We start from the raw sequence: 18,351 nt of genomic DNA, 5'->3' as shown, positions 1-18,351 counted from the left end.
GATGTCCTCCTAGTTATTCCGGGAATCCGATCAGGATTCCGTCCACAGAGAATACGGCAATCAGTTTTTCCGGCGGAGCCGGGAATGGTGCCGAACGGTCAATGGTTGCTAATACTTCTTCATCGTAGCTGGGATTGCCACTGGATTTAACAATTTTTCTGCCCAGAATATTGCCGCGCGAATCCACGAACACGCGCACCTGCGCTTTGTAATCTCGCTTCGCCAGCCATTCCGGGATTGTCCAATTTTGTTTGATGTGACGATCCAGATCGGAAATGTAGTTGTCGTTCTGAAGCTTGGCAATTCCCGTCAAAGATGTGCCAGGCGACAGGACGTTTCCTCTTACCGGCGCACTTCCGGTGGCGGCTTTGCCGGTTCCGGCAGCGGCCGCGGCTTTTTTCTTATCTTCCGCCACGTCCTCTTTGATTTTTTCCAATGCAGCCATGGCTTTGAGTTTGTCCAAAGCGTTTTGCTGCTGGGATTTCACTTTTTCCAGATTGATGCCCTCTTCCTTGGCTTTCGCCGGAGGAAGTTTCACAGGTTCTGGTTTTGGTGGGGTTTTCTTTTCCACCACTTTTTCCGGGGCCTTTTCAGGTGGTTTTTCTTTTACGGGTTCCTTGGCGACTTCTTTTTCAGGAAGGGCCGGTTTGGGATTTTCTTTTGCCGGAGGCGCCAGATCCTTGGGTTCCACCTTGTCTGGCAGGCCCACCATATCCACACGCACGGCTTGCGAGAAATCAATCGGTTCCGGATCAAAAAAGACCGTCTTTAAAGTAAAGATCGAGATAATAAGCGCGTGCAGGGCAAAGGAGATCCCTATGCCGCGGGTTACTTGCTCATCATTCTGCTGATCTTTTTCCTCTAAATAGTTCACTGGTCAGGTCATTGATCTTTCGGCTGTGTGATCAAGCCGATGTTAAAGATGCCAGCGGCACGCACTTCGGCCATAGCTTCCGCGACGAAGCCATAGTCCACTTTGCGGTCTGCCTGAATGTACACCTGTTTGTTCTTTTTATTTTCGAAGATCGCTTTCAGTTTCGGGCGCAGTTCGTTCATGGCGATCTTTTGTTTGGCGATGGTCATTCTTTGATCTGAATTGATCACCAGTACAAAAGGCTCTTCATTGACTTCAACACCGGACGAAGAGGTCTTGGGCAGATCCACTTCAATCCCCTGCTGCATCAAAGGAGTCGTCACCATGAACATGATCAGCAATACCAGCATCACGTCCACCAAAGGCGTGATGTTGATTTCGCTTAATGTCGCCCGGCTTTTTCCGCCGCCGCCACTCATTCCCATGATTAATTTCCTTGGAAGAAGTTACGTTTAACGATGTTCAGGAAGTCGGCGCCGAAGTTGTTCAGAGCGATCTCCTGTTTGCGAATTTTAGAGATAAAGTTGTTGTACAAAACAACCGCTGGAATCGCTGTTGCCAGACCGATTGCGGTGGCAATCAGGGCTTCCGAGATACCCGGCGCTACAACCGCCAAGCTGGCTGTTCCGGTCTGACCAATCTTGTGGAAGGAACCCATGATCCCCCAAACGGTACCGAAAAGACCGATGAAAGGACCGGTGGAGCCGGTTGTTGCCAGGACTGTCAGGCGGGATTCCAGTTTGGAAATTTCGCTTTCAGTGGCTTTGTTCAAAACGCGCTCCAGATTGTCGATGCCGGAAAGGATCGGTTTATCGCCTTCGGTTTTGGAAAGCAGCGGGGATTCAGAGATCTTTTTCATCTCCAGGTACACGGCTTTAAACACGCGGGCGACAGAGGAGTCTTTATATTGGTCGATGTCTTCAAACAACGTGTCTAAAGAATTTACCTTCCAGAATTTGGACAAGAACAGTTCATCGGACTGTTTCATGTTTTTGAAAGTGACATATTTGGAGTAACCAATGGCCCAGCAGAAAACGGACATCACAATCAGCATCAACAAAGTCAGCTGAACAATGGGACTTGCTTGAGCGATAGCATCAATGGAGCTGGTGTTCACTGATACAGAGGGTGCAGCTTGGGCCGCGTTGACAAAAATAGGGGACATATCTAGACCTCCGTTAAGGTACGTCTTAAAAAGATATGCCCAAATGCATTTTGGATCAACCTATTGAGCAGGACCTTGGTTTAGAAGACGGAGCAATTCTGGCAAATTCGTCGTGATAAGGCCTTCTGCCTTATAGCGAGTTGCATCAGCAAGCTGAGCTTCATTCTCGATAGGACCCAGGAAGATTCTTTTGTTGCGACGACGCATCTCTGTGATGATCTCGTCGTTGAACGCCGGACGCTTCATCAATGTAAATGGAGCGATGAACACATCCCCCTTAAATTGAGTCGATGGCAGAATCCACAACGAATCAAAGCTGAGCAATCTCATAATATCCGGATGGCTGGTGCCGTACACCCATTCTGGTTTCAGCTCTTTGATGGTTGTCATCACGATCAAAGCGTCGCTTTGAATCAGCGTGCGTTTGTTGGGTTTGAAAGCGTCAATGGTGTTGACCACTGTGGAATGCACGTCGTGCACGTTATCCACGACATTCAGGACAAAGCGCGTTTCCGGGAACTGTTCGTAGTATTCTTTCAGTGCCGGCGTGGTCTTATAGAACTCGTTGATCTGCTCCCACGGATATTCCGACAGTTTTCCACCGGTCATGATCTTGGCCGTCGGATTGGCTTTTTGTTCGGCCATCTTCATATCGATGAATTCACGGTCGCGGTTGGCTGGCAAAATGAACGGCACTTTGTCCTGGGAAATGCGCACATCCGCCCAGATCACCGCATCGGGTTTGAGTTTCAGGGTCTCTTGAACCTTCTCCAGGGTGTCGGCTTTGACGATCACGATCGGAGCGGGGCCAGAAAAGAAGGCGTGTTCGTAGACCGGGAAGGATTGCCCCAAGCCCCATATACGGGCCATAAGCAGTAAAATACCAAGGATAAGGAAGCTGACAGCGGTAATGAAAAGGATTCTCATAGGACCTTCGTATAGCATCCTAAGACTTTGAAATCAGCACATTTTTTCAAAACAGAAGGAAAGATTCCTGTCATAACCTTAAATACGTTAAAATTAGGCGTATTTCGCCTTGTTTTTCAATTGGCTTTCTATTAGATAGAAGGCGACGCCGTGTCCGCAGAGGACCCTCTGAGGGCGCCGGTGAAGGGAACCTTACATGAATAAAATCAATCGCAAGCTTGAATACGCTCTGATGGCTCTGAAATACATGAGTCAAAAGATCCCCGGGGAGCTCACAACCGCCAAAGAAGTGTCGGATTCATTCCACACACCTTTTGATGCGACTGCTCGTGTGATGCAGCAGATGGCCCAAAAGGGTGGGATTTTGCGCGCCGAATACGGAGCCAATGGCGGATATCAAATCACTAAAGACCTTGCGAAGGTTTCCATACACGACCTTGTTGAGGTGATTGAAGGACCAACTGCGTTGGTGAAATGCCTGCACAAGGAAGCGCCTTGTGAAATTCAAGGCACCTGCAACATCGTGTCTCCGATCACAGCTTTGAACGACAGACTTACAGACTTCTACAAAAGCCTGAGCCTGAAAGAACTATTGGTGGAAAGAATGGCAATGCCAGCGAAAAAATCCTCTGAGGCGGTGGCCCATGGATAATAACAAATCCTCCAGCAATCCGCTGGAAAGTTACGAATACAAATACGGTTTCACCACCGACATTGAAACAGATCAGGTTCAGCTGGGTCTGAACGAAGACATCATTCGTTTGATCTCTGCGAAAAAGAACGAGCCAGAGTGGATGCTTGAATACCGCTTGAAGGCGTTCCGTCACTGGCTGACGATGGTGGAGCCTGAATGGGCGCACGTGTCTTATCCGAAGATCGACTTCCAGGCGATCCGCTATTATTCCGCGCCGAAAAAAGCGACGGACGAAGCTGACAAACCAAAATCTCTGGATGATCTGGATCCGGAGCTGATCAAGACATTTGAGAAGCTGGGTATTCCGCTGACCGAACAAAAGCGCATCTCCGGTATTGCCGTGGATGTGGTGTTTGACTCTGTGTCTGTGGGCACGACTCACACCGAAGTGCTGGATAAAGCCGGTGTGATCTTCTGTTCTATTTCTGAGGCGATTCACAAACATCCGGATCTGGTGAAAAAGTACCTGGGCTCTGTTGTGCCTCACACGGACAACTATTATGCCGCTTTGAATGCGGCGGTCTTCACTGACGGATCTTTCTGTTACATCCCGAAAGGCGTTCGTTGTCCGATTGATCTTTCCACTTACTTCCGTATCAACGCCAAAGACACCGGTCAGTTTGAAAGAACTTTGCTGGTGTGTGATGAAGGCGGTTACGTGAATTACCTTGAGGGCTGTACGGCGCCTCAACGTGATGAAAACCAGCTGCACGCCGCAGTGGTTGAACTTGTGGCTTTGGATAATGCCGAGATCAAGTATTCCACAGTTCAAAACTGGTACACAGGCGATAAAGAAGGCCGTGGTGGTATCTATAACTTTGTGACCAAGCGTGGAAAAGCTCTTGGGAAGTATTCCAAGATCTCCTGGACCCAAGTGGAATCCGGTTCTGCGATCACTTGGAAATATCCTTCCTGCATTTTGCAGGGTGAAGGCTCTGAAGGGGCGTTCTACTCTGTGGCTTTGACTCACGATCTGATGCAGGCGGATACCGGCACGAAGATGATTCATATTGGTAAAAACACCAAGAGCACGATCATCTCCAAAGGTATTTCCACGGACAAGTCTTCTAATGCTTACCGTGGTCAGGTGAAAATTCTGCCTTCGGCGGAAAATGCGCGCAATTACTCCCAGTGTGATTCCATGCTGGTGGGCGATCAAAGCAGTGCGCACACTTATCCTTATATTGAAGTGAAAAACAAAACTGCGACGATTGAGCACGAAGCGACGACTTCACGTATCAGTGAAGATCAGATCTTCTATTTGCAGTCCCGCGGTCTGGATATGGAAAAAACAATTTCGATGCTGGTGAACGGCTTCTGTAAAGAGGTCTTTAAAGAGCTTCCTCTAGAATTCTCTGTCGAAGCCGTAAAACTGATCGAAATGAAACTTGAAAATAGTGTCGGCTAGGGCCGGCAGAGCGTAGCTGAAGCAGCTCAATAAAGGTGAAATATGAATTTACTAGAGATCAAAAACCTACATGCAAGAGTTGAAGAAAAAGAAATCCTGAAAGGTCTGAACCTGACAGTGAAACCGGGTGAAGTTCATGCCATCATGGGCCCGAACGGTTCCGGTAAATCCACACTTTCCAAAGTGCTTGCCGGTCACCCGGCGTATGAAGTCACTTCCGGTGAAGTGAAATACGAAGTGAACTTCAACATGACCAACTTGTTGGATCTTGAGCCGGATGAAAGAGCCAAAGAAGGCATCTTCCTGGCATTCCAGTATCCGATTGAAGTTCCGGGTGTTTCCAATTTCACGTTCCTGCACACGGCTTTCAACTCTGTATTGCAGCACCAGGGTTCTGAACCAATGCCGGAAGGTGAGTTCCGTGAATTCCTTTATCAGAAAATGAAACTGGTCAGCATGAAGCCTGAATACCTGGATCGCCCGGTGAACACAGGTTTTTCTGGTGGTGAGAAAAAGAAAAATGAAATTCTGCAGATGGCGGTTTTGTCGCCGCGTCTGGCGCTTTTGGATGAAACAGATTCCGGTCTGGACATCGATGCTTTGCGTGTTGTTTCTGAAGGGGTGAATAAACTTCGCCGTAAAGACAACGCGATCATTCTGGTCACTCACTATCAGCGTCTGTTGGATTATATCAAACCGGACTTCGTTCACGTTTTGGCGAACGGCAAAATCATCGAGACTGGCGACAGCTCTTTGGCGCTGAAGCTGGAAGAAAAAGGCTACGACTGGCTGACGGTATAGGAAGTGACTATGAACCTGTTAACGAGCTATGAAAAATTCAGTCAATCCAACCCTGCAGAAGGCGCATTGTCCGCTTTCCGCAAGGCCGGGTATGACTATGCTCTGAATAAAGGTCTTCCGACCCGCAAGGATGAAGACTGGCATTATACCAGCGTGAAGACTTTGAACGAAGGCACGTTCCTGCCAAGCGCAGTGAATCCGGTAGAGCCCAGCCACGAAACTCTGGTAGAGATCAAAAAGAATCTGAATCCGGAATTTGCCAACATCGTTTTCTTTAACGGTGTATTGAATAAGACCCTGTCGGCAGATTTGCCAGCGGGTGTGAGGCTAAAAGAACTTTCCCAGTATCCGGCACAATTTGATGACACCTTTGATGCCTTGAACGGCGCCTATATGGCAAAACCGTTTGTGGTGACTGTTGCCAAAGAAACGTCTGTGGAAAAACCTGTGAATTTCGTCTTCTTCACGTCTGCGGAAGGGGGCCCATCACTGATGGTAAATCCTCGCCTGAGTCTTGACGTGGGCGCGCGTTCTTCCGTGCGTGTGCTGGAAAGCCATTACGGCAAAGCTGGCACCACTTACTTTGCAAACTCTGTCAGTGATGTGCATGTTGGCGAAAGTGCCAAGCTTGTGTACGTGCGTGTTCAGGCTGAAAGCGAAAGTGCGGTGAATATCGGTCGCACGCGTCTGGTGGTTGAAAAAGACGCCAACGTGGAAAGCCTGGCTTTTGCAACGGGCGCCAGACTGTCCCGTCATTCTTTGGATGTGATTTTGAACGGCCCTGGTTCCAATACGGAAATTCTGGGTGTGTACGCGGTTCGTGGCAATCAGCACGTGGACAACACTTCCTTGATCAACCATAAGGTTGGCGAGTGCAATACCAATCAGCTTTATAAAGGTATTCTGGACGGGGAGTCCCGTGCCGTGTTCTGCGGAACTGTTCGCATCGAAAAGGGTGCGCAGAAAGCCAACTCGGCCCAGTTGAATAATAATCTTCTTTTGAGCGGCAAAGCGGAAGCCGACAGCAAACCTTGTCTGCAGATTTATGCTGACGATGTGAAAGCGGCGCACGGATCCACAGTGGGTCAGTTGAACCGTGAAGAGCTGTTCTATCTGCAGTCCCGCGCCATTCCGAAAGAGAAAGCCATCCCGATGCTGAGCTACGGGTATCTTTCTGAAGTGATTTACAAAATTTCCGACGAGAACATCCAGAAATGGTTGTCTCGCCATCTGGACGAGGCGTTCAGCAGCCTTGCCCTGAATCGGTAAGTGATATGAGTAATCTAGACGACATATTTGCCTCTGTAAGATCCCAGTTTCCGGCTTTGACTCAGAAAGTTCATGGCAAGAACCTGGTTTATCTGGACAGTGGTGCGACAACTTTGAAGCCGCAGTCGGTGGTCGACCGTATTGCGCATTTTTATTCTTATGAAACTTCCAATGTTCATCGTGGCGCACACTATCTGGGTGACGTGGCGACCGGACATTTCGAAGCGGCCCGCCAGAAGGTGGCCGAATTCCTGGGTGCCCGTCAGTCCGAGGAAATCATCTTTGTTCGTGGCACCACCGAGGGCGTGAACCTGGTGGCAAATTCCTGGGGCCTTTCCAACTTGAAGGCCGGGGATGAGATCCTGATCACCGTGATGGAGCATCACGGAAACATCGTGCCGTGGCAGATGGTCGCAGAAAAAGTCGGCGCCAAAGTCGTGGCCGCGGATATTCTGGACAATGGCGAGCTGGATCTTGAAGACTTCAAAAAGAAATTGAACTCTCGCACGAAGATGGTGGCTTTCACCGCTTCTTCGAATGTTCTGGGCACGAACACAGACATGAAGCTTTTGACCAAGCTTGCTCATGAAGTGGGTGCGAAGGTTCTGGTGGATGGGGCGCAGATCGTGTCTCAGTTGCCGGTGAATGTTTCTGATATTGATTGCGACTTCTTTGTGTTTTCTGCACACAAGCTTTTCGGCCCGTTTGGGTTTGGGGCTGTGTACGGAAAAAAAGAGATTCTGGATCAGATGCCCCCTTATCAGGGTGGCGGTAGTATGATTTCCAAGGTGACGATCGAAAAAACCACGTTCAATGATGTGCCGACGCGCTTTGAGGCCGGAACTCCGCACGTGGAAGGCGCCGTGGGATTGCATGCGGCACTGACGTTCGTTGAGAACATCGGTCTGGATAAGATTCATAAATATGAGATGGATCTTTTGAACTACGCAACTGGCAGGCTTCTGGAGATCCCGGATGTAAAAATCTACGGAACCTCTCAGAATAAAGGGGCGATTTTGTCCTTTAATCTGAAAGGGGCTCACCACTCTGACATTGGTCAGATTCTGGACCAAGAAGGTGTGGCAGTCAGAGCAGGACACCATTGTACGCAACCCCTGATGGCGCGTTTGGGAGTTCCAGGCACAGTCAGAGCGTCCCTTTCAGTGTATAATAATCGTGAAGATATTGATTCTATGGTTAAAGCCGTGGTGAAGGCCCGGGAGATGTTGTTATGAGCACCCAAGATGTACTGATTCGTATTCAGGCAACTCCAAACCCCAATGCGTGGAAATTCGTTTTGGATCGCGCTGTATTGAATGACGGCAAGGCGACCTATGCTGATGCCAAGGAAGCTGAGCAGAGCATTCTGGCGTCTTCCTTGTTCCAGGTGGAGGGCGTTCGTCAGGTTCACTTCTTCCAGAACGTGATTACGATCACGCACAACTTTGATGCGGATCCGGAAGAGATTCAACGCAACGTTTGTTCGGTGATTCAGACCCGCATGCCGGCGCACAACCCGGCAGTGACTCAGATGGATGAAAAGAAACTTCGCCGTGCCAGCCTGCCTCCGGAGGTCCAGCAGATCGAAGAGATTCTGGACCAAACGGTCCGTCCCGGTTTGCAAGGTGACGGCGGGGACTTGGATGTGGTGAAATATGAAGACAACAAGCTATATGTCTTCTATCAGGGAGCTTGTGGAACCTGCCCGAGTGCCACTTCAGGTACACTGATGGCCATCGAGGGAATTTTGCGGGATCAATTCAATCCAACAATTGAAGTTATCCCGATGTGAGGATGAATGCAGTCAGCGCAAGGTGCTCAGAAGCAAACTCCGGACAAGGTTGAAAGATTTCGTCTGCTGTGTGAGCGCCTCTCGCTGGTTCTGCAAAAAGAGGGTTTGTCCGTCAAACCCTACCGTGACCCCTCTCTGCAGCACTTCTGTCGGCTCGCAGATGAGCAAAAAGACCTGGCTCTGCAAACTCTGAAAGATTATGTGGAGATCTGCCAGGAAGTTCAGGCTGAAAGTTACTCACTGAAAGACTCTCCGCGCTTTTGCTGGAAAGCGCTGCGCCGGTGGGGTCTTGTGCCTTCTTCGGACTTCTTCGACAAGCTTGAAATGTCGAATATCGTCGAGATCTATACCAGCGACAATCTGCAAATCTTCCGCAACCTGCGCTTCTTTGAGGTTTCAACCTACACTCTGGAAGAGCTTTATACCCTTGAGTGGTGGAAGCTTTACGGGCGTGACGAGGCGGTGACCCGGAACCTCTTTGCGGCGGCCTTGGATCTGCTCAGTGGCAAGGTCCCGGGAACCATGAGGTTTCAGGTGGGAAAGCATCAATTGTGGGAACTGTGTTCAGAGGGCCTGCGGCGCTTTGAAGTGGAGCCTCGTTATGCGAGCTCTCTCCGTCGCAACGGAGAGATTCGTGGGTTTCTATTTACGACGACGGTGGACTGTCTCTGATCCCAGTTGTTCTTCTGCGGATCTTTTCATATCAAGCGCTGTGGCTTCCATGGTGTCTTCGTTGCGGCTGACAATCACCGCTGAATTGCCCAGAACTTCTTCCTGAGCCAAAGCTTTCACCGCCAAAGAGATGGCTTTCTGTTTTTCTTTCGAGAATCCCGTCACTGTGATTTTTAGTTCAACCACCTGGCCGATTTTAACGCCGGACAAAGTGTCAGAGGTGATGCCGTCAACAACGCTCACGCCTTCCGGCAGGGACCAGGTGTATGCCAGATCCCCTTGCAGGGTCTGATTCACCAGAACGCGGCCGACAAGGTTCACTTCGTCGCTGCCGGATTCAGGGATTTCGTCCTCGGATTTTAGTTCAACATGGAAAAGAGCCAGATGCTTGCCAACAGGAGCCGGTCGCCACGTGGACTTGCCAGTGGAGGCGGGTGTGCGGTTTTCCGATTTCCCCGCGAATGAGAAAACGGAAACGCCAACTGCCAGGGAGAGAACTGCGGTGATGGTTATCTTTCGGTTCCACATATGGCGGCCCCCCCTTTGGTTAAGCTGTAGGTCGCATTGGTGTTCATCTGCGATGCTGTTTTGTTATAGGCATTAATCTTAACGTTAAGGATGTAGTATCCTGCCGGCACTCCACTTAGGGAGATACTCTCCGAAGTGGTGGCCACATTGCGACTTTGTTTTACGATGTAATCTGATGAATATCCGGCTTTCCAGTAAGTATCTTCAAAGTAGACGTAGTCTTTCTTGTACAAGACAAGGTCCAAATCCAGTTTGGTACTGGTGTAACTCAACCCCAGGGTCGTGGAAGTTCCATCGTGATAGTAAAGATAGAAGTCGTTGTTCACCTGCTGGTCCGAGCGCTTGACGCTGTCCCGGGCTGTCATCAGCTGTTCTTCTTTTCCGACGGTGAACTCGGTCGTACCTGAACAGGCTCCGCCGGTTGCGCCCAGATAGAAGGCATAGTCCTTGGTGGTCTTGGTCTGCTTTTCTTCCGTCAGAATCGCATCCCACTTTGCGTTGGCGCCGCCGATATTGCGGGAGAGCAGATTGTTAAACAGTCCCACGCTTGGCACCGGATAGGTCGTAGTGTTCACAAGGCTTGTCGTGATTGGATTGGATTTCTTGTGGCCTGAAGTGTCTTCGCCAGCGAATGTTTTCCAAATATTGGTGAAGGTGACGCCGCCGCCGTATTTGGTGGCTTCATACTGTGCATCATCCTTGCGGGTGGCTTTATACAAAGCGCGTGACACAGAAACTTCACGGAAGGTTCCTGTGCCTGCAAGGTCCGCTGACGTATTGTCATAGCTGGCGGCCGTTCCGTCCTGCCAAAGGTTGAAGGAAATGCTGACCCCAGCCGTGTTGCCGGAAGCGCGATAGCCGTAGGTGTCCACGTAATAATGATACCGAGGATCTGTCGGTGCACGACTTTCATCGGCACTGTTGAAAGCGGCATCTGCACCGCTCAGTACGGCCGCCTGGAAATAGTTGGCCCAGCCTTCGCTCCAGGAAAGTCTGGCATCAATGACAAAGTTCCCGGTATGAGATCCCCCTGGAGACCCGGAGTTCCCATAGACGTCTTCAAGGAAATGACCGTACTCGTGCAGGATCACTGAATCATCAAAGTGGTCCGTGTCCGAAGACTTCACATCACCATTCACGCCGCCTAAAATATATAATTTGCGCTCTCCCGGCGAATAAAATGACAGTGGGGAATTTGAGCCAAAATAAGAGTAAGGATTAAATCCGGCTTTCCAGAATACGGTCACTTTGTCAGCCACCCACCAGGCGTTGGTGTCTGTGGACGGGGTGCCACCGTTGTTCTTACCGATATTTCTGCGGATGTATTCATTCGCCAACAGGATGTCATACATGATGTTAAAGGCGCCGCCTTCAACACGGGAAGAAATGCTTTCGTTGGCCTCGGCATAAACCGGGGTCGATGTCAGATCCTTCGTTCCGGCAGTGATATCGCCAGCCGTGATAGTGAAGGACTTTTCAGCATAGTGAGGAGTATTGGCATAAATGTCAGCCAAGACGCTCACTTTCAAATAGTCATTGTAGGCGCGCGAGAACACTTTGAATGTGTAGGTGCCGGCCGTCTTTGGAATTCTGAATGACGCTATCCCTTGGGTGGTAGTTTCGCCCTGCTGGATGCGGGTGCCGGAAGCATCATAGATATGGAATTCAGCAAAGGCGATCGGAATGGCATTGGCCGCAGAAACCACGGAGGTCAGTCCGTTGGTAGAGCTGCCTGGAGTGAAGCTTAAACCGCGATAAAGGAACTTCGCCGGCAGTGTGACGGTCACGGATTGGGAGGCATCCATGTCGGTGGGCTTGCCGTAATAGGTCGGTTCAGGGGAGGCCGGGGCATTGGATGAATAGTCGCCGCCTTCAAGGCCGCCACCACCACAAGCTGTCAGAATAAGAGTCCACGCGCTGATAAAACCAGCCATCATCCGGTTCAAAGTCATGTAGAACTTATCGGACTTACGGGGGGTGGGCTGAACGCGGGAAAGCCCTATTTCTTAATCGAAATTATTGAGGAAATGACGAAGTTTTTTGCAGGACTGTCTCGGCTTGAGACAAATAAAAAAAGGCTCGAAGACCACTCTGAAAAAGTAAACCTGTTTTAGCTAAGGTGGGTAACCATGATAACAACTTTAGGCTTCTCAGTACGAGCTGAGCTTGCTCACCATTGTCAGGGACAGTCCCCAAAAATATGCTTGTAAGGTTTATTTTCGATAGAGATTTACGCCGTCGAACCCTTCTGTAAACCATTCTATCATGTCTTTTTATATCGTCAATCGAACCGGACTCTTACTTTCCGGTAAAGCTCCGATAAATTGCTTATGACACCAGAAAAGCTCGATTTTATTTTTCCCTTCGTGGTTTTTTTCTATGGACTCCTGATGGTTGTTGTGTTGGAGAACCCTGTCCTGGCGCGCATCGGGCAGGAGCGCATGGGTCAGGCCTATGCCAATTTGGCCAAACACAAATCCCTGGGTTGGGTGTGTTTTTTCGTGGGCGGATTGTGGTCCGTTCAGAACGTTTGGCACTCCAGTCTATAGGTCGTTGACTCTCAATGTATTGACTCCACCCCGAGGGAGCATTAGCCTCTGCTCCCATGTCGGACTCTCCTAATCAGCCTCTTCGCAAAACAGATGTTTCAGCCCAAGCCAGTCTTGGAGCTGCGGACCTATTGACGAAGAACAACGAACCTTCCGTGCTTTCCGTCGAGCAGCTTAATATCTATGTGAAGCAGTTGCTGGAGGGTCAGATCGGGCAGGTGTGGGTGAAGGGTGAAATTTCAAACTTCAAGGCTCACACCTCCGGTCACTTTTATTTCAGCCTGAAAGATTCCCGTTCCCAGATCACGGCCGTGATGTTCCGTGGTAACAACGCCCGTTTGAAATTCAAACCTACCGATGGGATGGAAGTCATCGTTCGCGGCCGCATCACGGTGTATGAGCCGCGTGGTAACTATCAGCTGATGTGCGAGATGATGGAACCCGTCGGTGCCGGAGCTTTGCAAAAAGCTTTCGAGCAACTAAAAATGAAATTGAAGGCTGAGGGTTTGTTTGAATCAGCCCGCAAAAAACCGATTCCGACTTTCCCAAGACATATTGCGATCGTGACGTCTCCGACCGGAGCGGCGATTCGTGATATTTTGAACGTTCTTTCCCGTCGCGCCAAAGCCATCCAGGTGACGGTGGTTCCAACCATCGTGCAGGGTGAGGCGGCAGCTCCACAAATTTGCGAGGCCTTTAAAAAAGCCACCGCCCTTCCGGGTGTGGATGTGGTGATTGTCGGGCGCGGTGGTGGATCCATTGAAGACATGTGGTGTTTCAATGATGAACGGCTTGCGCGTTTGATTGCGGCAAGCCCGGTCCCGGTGATTTCTGCCGTGGGACATGAAATTGATTTTACTATCGCTGACTTTGTGGCGGACTTGCGTGCGCCGACACCTTCGGCTGCGGCAGAACTTGTGGCGAAAAGCTCGGGCGAACTGGCCAACAAGGTTGTGTCGCTGGAGCGCATGCTGCATCTGACTTTTGAAAAGAAGATGAAGTTCCTGCGTGAAAAGATGCTGGGTCTTTCCAAACGACTGGTGGATCCGAAGCGCCGCTTGCAGGATCTGGAGCTTCGCAACGATGATCTTTTGAACCGTCTGGAGTTCGCGATCAACCGCCGTCTGGCGGAGCGTCGCCACCGGGTGGAGCTGATGAGTCAGAAACTGGGAAGCCCCCAGGATCTGATTGATGAAAAGAAAAAGGATCTGGAATATCTGAAGGCACGCTCTGAAAAAGCGCTGCATTTTTCGATTGAAAGAAAAAAGGCCCGCATGGGCAAGGTCATGGCTATGTTGGATAGTCTCAGTCCCCTGAAGGTGGTTGAGCGTGGCTATTCAATCGTGACCAAAAATTCTGAAGTTATTAAATCTGCGAGTCAGGTGAAAAAGGGAGACCTTTTGGATATCCGCCTGGCTCAGGGCTCAGTGACCGCCATCGTGGATGGCGTGAAGGAGGAATAGAATGGATTTTGAGAAGAAACTAGGCCGTCTTGAAGAGATCGTGCAAAAGATGGAAAAAGGCGATCTGGCTTTGGAAGAGTCTTTGAAGCTGTTCGAGGAAGGTGTGAAGCTTTCCCGCGAATGCCATCAGCGTCTGAATGAAGCTGAATCCAAAGTGAAACTGTTGATGTCTGTGGGAGCTGACGGCCAGCCGGTGACCACTGATTTCACTTCAGAGGAGAACTAAACCTTGGATCTCGCAATTCAGATTGATCAGGAAATCGCCGCGCGCACCCAGGCTGTGAACCAGTTTGTGGAAAAATATCTGTCTGATATGGAGCTGCCAGCAGGCAGCGCCATTTCTGAGTTGCGAAAGTCCATGCTTTATTCCGCCACCAATGGCGGAAAACGTTTCCGTCCGGTTCTGTCTTTGCTGGTCGGTGAGTTGTTTGGTGCCGGTAAAGAGCGCATCTTGCCTTTCGCCGCTGCCGTGGAAATGATTCATACGTATTCTTTGATTCATGATGATCTGCCGTGCATGGATAACGATGACATGCGCCGTGGGAAACCCACCAATCACAAAGTGTTCGGCGAAGACTTTGCCCTGCTGGCCGGGGACGCTCTTTTGACTGAAGCTTTCATGCTGATTGCGGAAAATTATGGGGACAACAGTTTCCTGGTAGGTCAGTTAACACGCCTGTTGTCTTCGGCGGCAGGAATTCGAGGCATGGTCGGCGGTCAGGCAATTGACCTGCGTGCTGGTGACAAACAAATGTCACTGGAAGAACTAACCCATCTGCATCGTCTTAAAACCGGTGCGTTGATTCGTGTGGCGGTTGAGGGTGCGGCTGTGATTGCCGGGGCGAAGCCGACTGAAATTGAAAGTCTTAAAAAATTCGGCGAAGGCCTGGGCCTTGCTTTCCAAGTGGCCGATGATGTTCTGGATCACGGCGAAAAAGGTCAGGATCTTCGCAGCTTCACTGGTATCCTGGGTCTTGAGGGCACAAAGACCTATTTGAAGGATGTCAGTGCTTCGACTTTGGCGGAATTGCACAAGGTTTCTGCCGATGCTCCGCTTTTGGAGTATCTGATCAGCTTTAATCAAAACCGTCAGGTGTAATATGAGCGATAAACTGCGTTTGGATCTTTATCTTGTCGAAAAGGGTCTGGCGCAGTCGCGCACTCATGCTCAGGAACTGATCGAGGCCGGTCAGGTTTTTCTTTTTGAAAATTCGCAAAAGCGTATTCTGAAAAAGGCAAGCTTTGCCGTTTTGGACTCCCACCGTGGAAAAATTGAAGTTGAAGCCGGTCCGGCAAATCGTTTTGTGTCCCGCGGGGGCTTGAAGCTGGAAGGCGCTTTGGCGCAAGCCGGGGTTTCCGTGCAAGGCCTGAAAGTTCTCGACGTGGGTATTTCCACAGGGGGCTTTACCGATTGCCTTCTGCAAAAGGGCGCTGCCCAGGTGCTGGGTGTGGACGTGGGCCACGGCCAGGTTCACAGCAGCCTTCTTACCAATCCGCGACTGACAGTGATTGAGGGTATCAATGCCCGAAATCTTTCCCGTGAAGAAGCGGTCAATCAGGCGACCCCAAAGGAAAAGTTTGATCTGGTCGTCATGGACGTTTCTTTTATTTCGATCTCTTTGATTGTGCCGGAATTGGCGCATTTTCTTAAGACTGAAGGCTGTCTTTTAAGTCTGGTGAAGCCCCAATTCGAGGTCGGCGTTGACGGCCTTGCCAAGGGGGGTATAGTCAAAGATGTTTCACTGTACAAAGAAGTCGAGACGCGAATAAAGGAACTTTGTTCGCAAAATGGATTTAAGGTTCTCGACTACTTCCCATCTCCGATTCAGGGAAAGGACGGAAATAATGAGTTCTTCGTTTTTGCCAAAAAAATCTAGTTGGATTGTCTTGTTCCTGTTTCTGGCAAGTTGTCAAAACTTAAGAACCCGGGAAGACATTCGCAAAACTCCGCAACCAACTCCGGGTCGTCCGGGTGTGACTCAACCGCGTCCGCCGGAAAATGTCGGCACTCCGCCACCGATGGAATCAGATGAAGAAGACGTGGCTGAAACGCCACCACCTCCTCCGGCGCCGGTGATTCCGACGATGCCCAAGATCGGTGTGATCCTGGGTGGGGGCGGGGCCAAGACCTACGCGCACATTGGTTTCTTGCATGAACTGCAAAGAGCGAAAGTTCCAGTTTACGCTATCGGCGGGGTTGAATTTGCAGCTCCGATGGCGGCTCTTTACGCCAACAAAGAACTGGCCAACGATGTAGAGTGGCAGATGTTCAAGCTGAAGGATGAAGAAGTTCTGAAAAAATCCCTTCTGGGCGGCGTGAACAAAAATAACGAAGTGACGGTGCTGAAGGACTTTGTCGGTGTGGCATTCAACCGCGCCAAAGTGGAAGACTTTAAAGTCCCGTTTGCCTGTCCGTCATACAACTTGAAGAAGAATCAGGTTTACCTGATGAACCGCGGTGGCATCGATCAGTTGATGTACTCGTGCATGGCGTATCCGCCGTTCTTTAAGCCTTATCAGAACAGTGTGGCGGGGGTTCGCGATATCACGGCTTTGGCGAATTACCTGCGCCAAAAAGGCGCCAACTATATCGTGATGGTCAATGTGCTGCAGGCCCCGGGGGGCTCCAAGCCCTTCACGCTGGAGTCCAGCGCTACTGACAACGTCTTATGGAGTGAAATTGCGGGACTGTATAATAAGCCTTTGCCAGGAGTTGACACTGTCATCTCGCTTGATACATCCAGCTATGGTATTATGGATTTCGACAAGCGTCGTGAGATCATGAACAAGGGCGCAGACTCTGCCGCCCGTCAGTTGAAGGGTCTTACCCGCAAGTGGGGACTTTAGGAGAATTTATGAGCAGAAAACCCATCTATGATATGAACATCTTTTCCGAGAGAAGAAAAAAAGCCGGGGAGCAAATCCCAGGTAGCGCCTTGGTAGTGGCTTCTCATCCGGAATACATCCGCAATCATGACTGTCATTTTCCGTACCGTCAGGATTCCAATCTGTTTTATCTGACTGGCTGGGAAGAGCCTGAATCCGTTTTGATTCATCGTCCGGGTTTGACTCCAGAAACCGTGATGTTCGTGCGCCGTCGTGACGTGGAAAGAGAAACCTGGGATGGTTTCCGCTATGGACCGGAAGGCTGCGAGCGCGAATTTAAAATCGACAAAGCCTATCCGTTTGATGAACTGACCAAAGTGGCGCCTCAGCTTCTGAAAGAAGTGGATCGTGTTTATTACAGTCAGTACAAAAACCAGGAGATGGATCACAAGATGCAGGACATTCTGCAAACGGTGAAAGCTCTGCAGGGTCGCATGGGGAATGGTCTTTTGGCGATTCACGATGCGGATATTTTGCTGGGCGAACTTCGTCTGGTGAAATCTGAATACGAACTGACTCAGTTGCGTGAGGCGTGCGAAATTTCCGCTCAAGCCCATTTGGCAGCAATGCGTTTCACCCGCCCGGGTGTGACAGAGCGCCAGGTGCAAGGGGTGCTTGCGCACAACTTCTATATGAGAGGCTCTGCCCGTGAAGGTTACAACTATATCGTGGCTTCCGGAAATGCCGCGACAACTTTGCACTACAACTTCAACGATCAGGTCTGCAAAGACGGTGATTTGCTGTTGATTGATGCTGGTGCGGAATTTAATTATTACACGGGCGATATCACCCGCACGTATCCGGTGAATGGCAAGTTCACGGACGAGCAGGCGCGTGTTTACGAAGGTGTGTTGAAAGTTCAAAAGCAGATTTGTGACTATGTAAAGCCAGGGATCTTCTTTAAAGACCTGCACGACATGGGCACGTCATTGCTGACGGATCTGATGCTGGATCTGGGTCTGTTGTCCGGTCGCAAGGATGATCTGATTCAGGCGCTGGCGCAGAAAAAGTATTATCCGCACGGTATCGGCCACTGGCTGGGTATGGATGTGCATGATGCGGGTTTGTACTTTAAAAAGAATGAACCTCGTCCGATCGAAGCCAACATGTGCTTCACGATCGAACCGGGTCTTTATATTCCGGCAGACGACGCGTCGGCACCTCAGAAATACCGTGGTATCGGCATTCGTATCGAGGACAACCTGCGTGTGACTTCATCGGGTTCCGAGAACATGACTTCGTCTGTTCCGAAAGAGATTGCTGACATCGAAAAGGTTGTCGGCCAGGTTTAAATGTTTAATGCCAAAAAGGCTCACCTCAGGG

At 50.2% G+C, this 18,351-nt stretch carries 20 protein-coding genes and 1 other RNA gene; 14 read left to right on the top strand and 7 right to left on the bottom strand.

Going from position 1 to position 18,351, the window contains the following annotated elements; genetic code table 11:
* Positions 1-13 precede the first annotated feature (13 nt).
* From AC04MQ_RS02375 to AC04MQ_RS02360, 4 genes are read right to left on the bottom strand one after another with little or no spacing between them, the layout of a single operon-like run.
* Positions 14-874, bottom strand: coding sequence for a TonB family protein (locus AC04MQ_RS02375; protein WP_427721721.1), 861 nt, complete (start codon positions 872-874; stop codon positions 14-16).
* An 8-nt stretch (positions 875-882) separates the two neighbouring features.
* The gene (locus tag AC04MQ_RS02370) at positions 883-1,299 is read right to left on the bottom strand and encodes an ExbD/TolR family protein (RefSeq protein ID WP_011162789.1); all 417 of its coding nucleotides are present in this window, start codon (positions 1,297-1,299) and stop codon (positions 883-885) included.
* A gap of 2 nt (positions 1,300-1,301) precedes the next feature.
* Positions 1,302-2,039 (bottom strand): protein TolQ, encoded by a 738-nt coding sequence (tolQ, locus tag AC04MQ_RS02365; protein WP_038450529.1) that lies wholly within the window; start codon positions 2,037-2,039, stop codon positions 1,302-1,304.
* Between the two features lie 60 nt (positions 2,040-2,099).
* On the bottom strand, positions 2,100-2,966 hold the full coding sequence (locus AC04MQ_RS02360) for a type 1 periplasmic-binding domain-containing protein (RefSeq protein WP_374027818.1): 867 nt from the start codon (positions 2,964-2,966) through the stop codon (positions 2,100-2,102).
* Between the two features lie 196 nt (positions 2,967-3,162).
* Here AC04MQ_RS02360 and AC04MQ_RS02355 point away from each other — a divergent pair, with 196 nt between their 5' ends.
* Genes AC04MQ_RS02355 through AC04MQ_RS02325 form a run of 7 tightly spaced genes read left to right on the top strand, consistent with a single transcriptional unit; the run spans position 3,163 to position 9,602 of the window.
* Positions 3,163-3,618 carry an RrF2 family transcriptional regulator gene (locus tag AC04MQ_RS02355; RefSeq protein ID WP_011162792.1) on the top strand — a complete coding sequence of 152 codons (456 nt, stop codon included), beginning with the start codon at positions 3,163-3,165 and terminating at the stop codon, positions 3,616-3,618.
* The gene (sufB, locus tag AC04MQ_RS02350; protein ID WP_011162793.1) at positions 3,611-5,068 is read left to right on the top strand and encodes a Fe-S cluster assembly protein SufB; all 1,458 of its coding nucleotides are present in this window, start codon (positions 3,611-3,613) and stop codon (positions 5,066-5,068) included. The genes AC04MQ_RS02355 and sufB overlap by 8 nt, the downstream gene beginning before the upstream one ends.
* Before the next feature lie 42 nt (positions 5,069-5,110).
* The gene (gene sufC, locus AC04MQ_RS02345; RefSeq protein ID WP_011162794.1) at positions 5,111-5,869 is read left to right on the top strand and encodes a Fe-S cluster assembly ATPase SufC; all 759 of its coding nucleotides are present in this window, start codon (positions 5,111-5,113) and stop codon (positions 5,867-5,869) included.
* 9 nt (positions 5,870-5,878) lie between these two features.
* Positions 5,879-7,138: a Fe-S cluster assembly protein SufD gene (gene sufD / locus AC04MQ_RS02340; protein ID WP_475390888.1), complete on the top strand. Its 1,260-nt coding sequence runs from the start codon at positions 5,879-5,881 to the stop codon at positions 7,136-7,138.
* Between the two features lie 5 nt (positions 7,139-7,143).
* A complete protein-coding gene (locus AC04MQ_RS02335) occupies positions 7,144-8,373 on the top strand; it encodes an aminotransferase class V-fold PLP-dependent enzyme (RefSeq protein WP_475390886.1) in 1,230 nt (409 codons plus the stop codon).
* A complete protein-coding gene (locus tag AC04MQ_RS02330) occupies positions 8,370-8,930 on the top strand; it encodes a NifU family protein (protein ID WP_011162797.1) in 561 nt (186 codons plus the stop codon). Before AC04MQ_RS02335 ends, AC04MQ_RS02330 begins: the two co-directional genes overlap by 4 nt.
* 6 nt (positions 8,931-8,936) lie before the next feature.
* The gene (locus tag AC04MQ_RS02325; RefSeq protein ID WP_417862813.1) at positions 8,937-9,602 is read left to right on the top strand and encodes a hypothetical protein; all 666 of its coding nucleotides are present in this window, start codon (positions 8,937-8,939) and stop codon (positions 9,600-9,602) included.
* On the opposite strand, the gene AC04MQ_RS02320 is transcribed toward AC04MQ_RS02325, so the two are convergent.
* The 3 genes from AC04MQ_RS02320 to ssrS all read right to left on the bottom strand — a co-directional run bounded on the left by AC04MQ_RS02320 (position 9,573) and on the right by ssrS (position 12,380).
* Positions 9,573-10,130, bottom strand: coding sequence for a hypothetical protein (locus tag AC04MQ_RS02320; protein ID WP_417862812.1), 558 nt, complete (start codon positions 10,128-10,130; stop codon positions 9,573-9,575). The two genes, AC04MQ_RS02325 and AC04MQ_RS02320, sit on opposite strands and share 30 nt — an antisense overlap.
* Positions 10,112-12,082 (bottom strand): hypothetical protein, encoded by a 1,971-nt coding sequence (locus tag AC04MQ_RS02315; RefSeq protein ID WP_475390883.1) that lies wholly within the window; start codon positions 12,080-12,082, stop codon positions 10,112-10,114. Before AC04MQ_RS02315 ends, AC04MQ_RS02320 begins: the two co-directional genes overlap by 19 nt.
* Positions 12,083-12,200: 118 nt before the next feature.
* Positions 12,201-12,380: non-coding RNA, 6S RNA (gene ssrS, locus AC04MQ_RS02310), on the bottom strand.
* Positions 12,381-12,460: 80 nt separating this feature from the next.
* Here ssrS and AC04MQ_RS02305 point away from each other — a divergent pair.
* Genes AC04MQ_RS02305 through AC04MQ_RS02275 form a run of 7 tightly spaced genes read left to right on the top strand, consistent with a single transcriptional unit; the run spans position 12,461 to position 18,320 of the window.
* On the top strand, positions 12,461-12,679 hold the full coding sequence (locus AC04MQ_RS02305) for a hypothetical protein (RefSeq protein WP_015089377.1): 219 nt from the start codon (positions 12,461-12,463) through the stop codon (positions 12,677-12,679).
* A 56-nt stretch (positions 12,680-12,735) separates the two neighbouring features.
* Entirely contained in the window at positions 12,736-14,142 is a 1,407-nt protein-coding gene (gene xseA / locus AC04MQ_RS02300) for an exodeoxyribonuclease VII large subunit (RefSeq protein ID WP_011162802.1), read from the top strand.
* Position 14,143: 1 nt separating this feature from the next.
* Positions 14,144-14,368, top strand: coding sequence for an exodeoxyribonuclease VII small subunit (locus AC04MQ_RS02295; RefSeq protein ID WP_011162803.1), 225 nt, complete (start codon positions 14,144-14,146; stop codon positions 14,366-14,368).
* A 3-nt stretch (positions 14,369-14,371) separates the two neighbouring features.
* Positions 14,372-15,241 (top strand): polyprenyl synthetase family protein, encoded by an 870-nt coding sequence (locus tag AC04MQ_RS02290; protein ID WP_417862808.1) that lies wholly within the window; start codon positions 14,372-14,374, stop codon positions 15,239-15,241.
* Position 15,242: 1 nt separating this feature from the next.
* Positions 15,243-16,019 carry a TlyA family RNA methyltransferase gene (locus tag AC04MQ_RS02285; RefSeq protein WP_475390880.1) on the top strand — a complete coding sequence of 259 codons (777 nt, stop codon included), beginning with the start codon at positions 15,243-15,245 and terminating at the stop codon, positions 16,017-16,019.
* Entirely contained in the window at positions 15,988-16,989 is a 1,002-nt protein-coding gene (locus AC04MQ_RS02280) for a patatin-like phospholipase family protein (RefSeq protein ID WP_235046213.1), read from the top strand. Before AC04MQ_RS02285 ends, AC04MQ_RS02280 begins: the two co-directional genes overlap by 32 nt.
* 8 nt (positions 16,990-16,997) lie before the next feature.
* Positions 16,998-18,320: an aminopeptidase P family protein gene (locus AC04MQ_RS02275; protein ID WP_051026249.1), complete on the top strand. Its 1,323-nt coding sequence runs from the start codon at positions 16,998-17,000 to the stop codon at positions 18,318-18,320.
* Positions 18,321-18,351: the final 31 nt, after the last annotated feature.

The sequence above is a fragment of the Bdellovibrio sp. MYbb2 genome (assembly GCF_056175685.1).
This window is presented reverse-complemented; position numbering and strand designations above follow the sequence as displayed.

Coding starts and splice junctions, on each gene's coding strand:
- AC04MQ_RS02370 (WP_011162789.1), bottom strand. CDS start 1,299: ATGGGAATGAGTGGCGGCGGCGGAAAAAGCCGGGCGACATTAAGCGAA.
- tolQ (WP_038450529.1), bottom strand. CDS start 2,039: ATGTCCCCTATTTTTGTCAACGCGGCCCAAGCTGCACCCTCTGTATCA.
- AC04MQ_RS02360 (WP_374027818.1), bottom strand. CDS start 2,966: ATGAGAATCCTTTTCATTACCGCTGTCAGCTTCCTTATCCTTGGTATT.
- AC04MQ_RS02355 (WP_011162792.1), top strand. CDS start 3,163: ATGAATAAAATCAATCGCAAGCTTGAATACGCTCTGATGGCTCTGAAA.
- sufB (WP_011162793.1), top strand. CDS start 3,611: ATGGATAATAACAAATCCTCCAGCAATCCGCTGGAAAGTTACGAATAC.
- sufC (WP_011162794.1), top strand. CDS start 5,111: ATGAATTTACTAGAGATCAAAAACCTACATGCAAGAGTTGAAGAAAAA.
- sufD (WP_475390888.1), top strand. CDS start 5,879: ATGAACCTGTTAACGAGCTATGAAAAATTCAGTCAATCCAACCCTGCA.
- AC04MQ_RS02335 (WP_475390886.1), top strand. CDS start 7,144: ATGAGTAATCTAGACGACATATTTGCCTCTGTAAGATCCCAGTTTCCG.
- AC04MQ_RS02330 (WP_011162797.1), top strand. CDS start 8,370: ATGAGCACCCAAGATGTACTGATTCGTATTCAGGCAACTCCAAACCCC.
- AC04MQ_RS02325 (WP_417862813.1), top strand. CDS start 8,937: ATGCAGTCAGCGCAAGGTGCTCAGAAGCAAACTCCGGACAAGGTTGAA.
- AC04MQ_RS02320 (WP_417862812.1), bottom strand. CDS start 10,130: ATGTGGAACCGAAAGATAACCATCACCGCAGTTCTCTCCCTGGCAGTT.
- AC04MQ_RS02315 (WP_475390883.1), bottom strand. CDS start 12,082: ATGACTTTGAACCGGATGATGGCTGGTTTTATCAGCGCGTGGACTCTT.
- AC04MQ_RS02305 (WP_015089377.1), top strand. CDS start 12,461: ATGACACCAGAAAAGCTCGATTTTATTTTTCCCTTCGTGGTTTTTTTC.
- xseA (WP_011162802.1), top strand. CDS start 12,736: ATGTCGGACTCTCCTAATCAGCCTCTTCGCAAAACAGATGTTTCAGCC.
- AC04MQ_RS02295 (WP_011162803.1), top strand. CDS start 14,144: ATGGATTTTGAGAAGAAACTAGGCCGTCTTGAAGAGATCGTGCAAAAG.
- AC04MQ_RS02285 (WP_475390880.1), top strand. CDS start 15,243: ATGAGCGATAAACTGCGTTTGGATCTTTATCTTGTCGAAAAGGGTCTG.
- AC04MQ_RS02280 (WP_235046213.1), top strand. CDS start 15,988: ATGAGTTCTTCGTTTTTGCCAAAAAAATCTAGTTGGATTGTCTTGTTC.
- AC04MQ_RS02275 (WP_051026249.1), top strand. CDS start 16,998: ATGAGCAGAAAACCCATCTATGATATGAACATCTTTTCCGAGAGAAGA.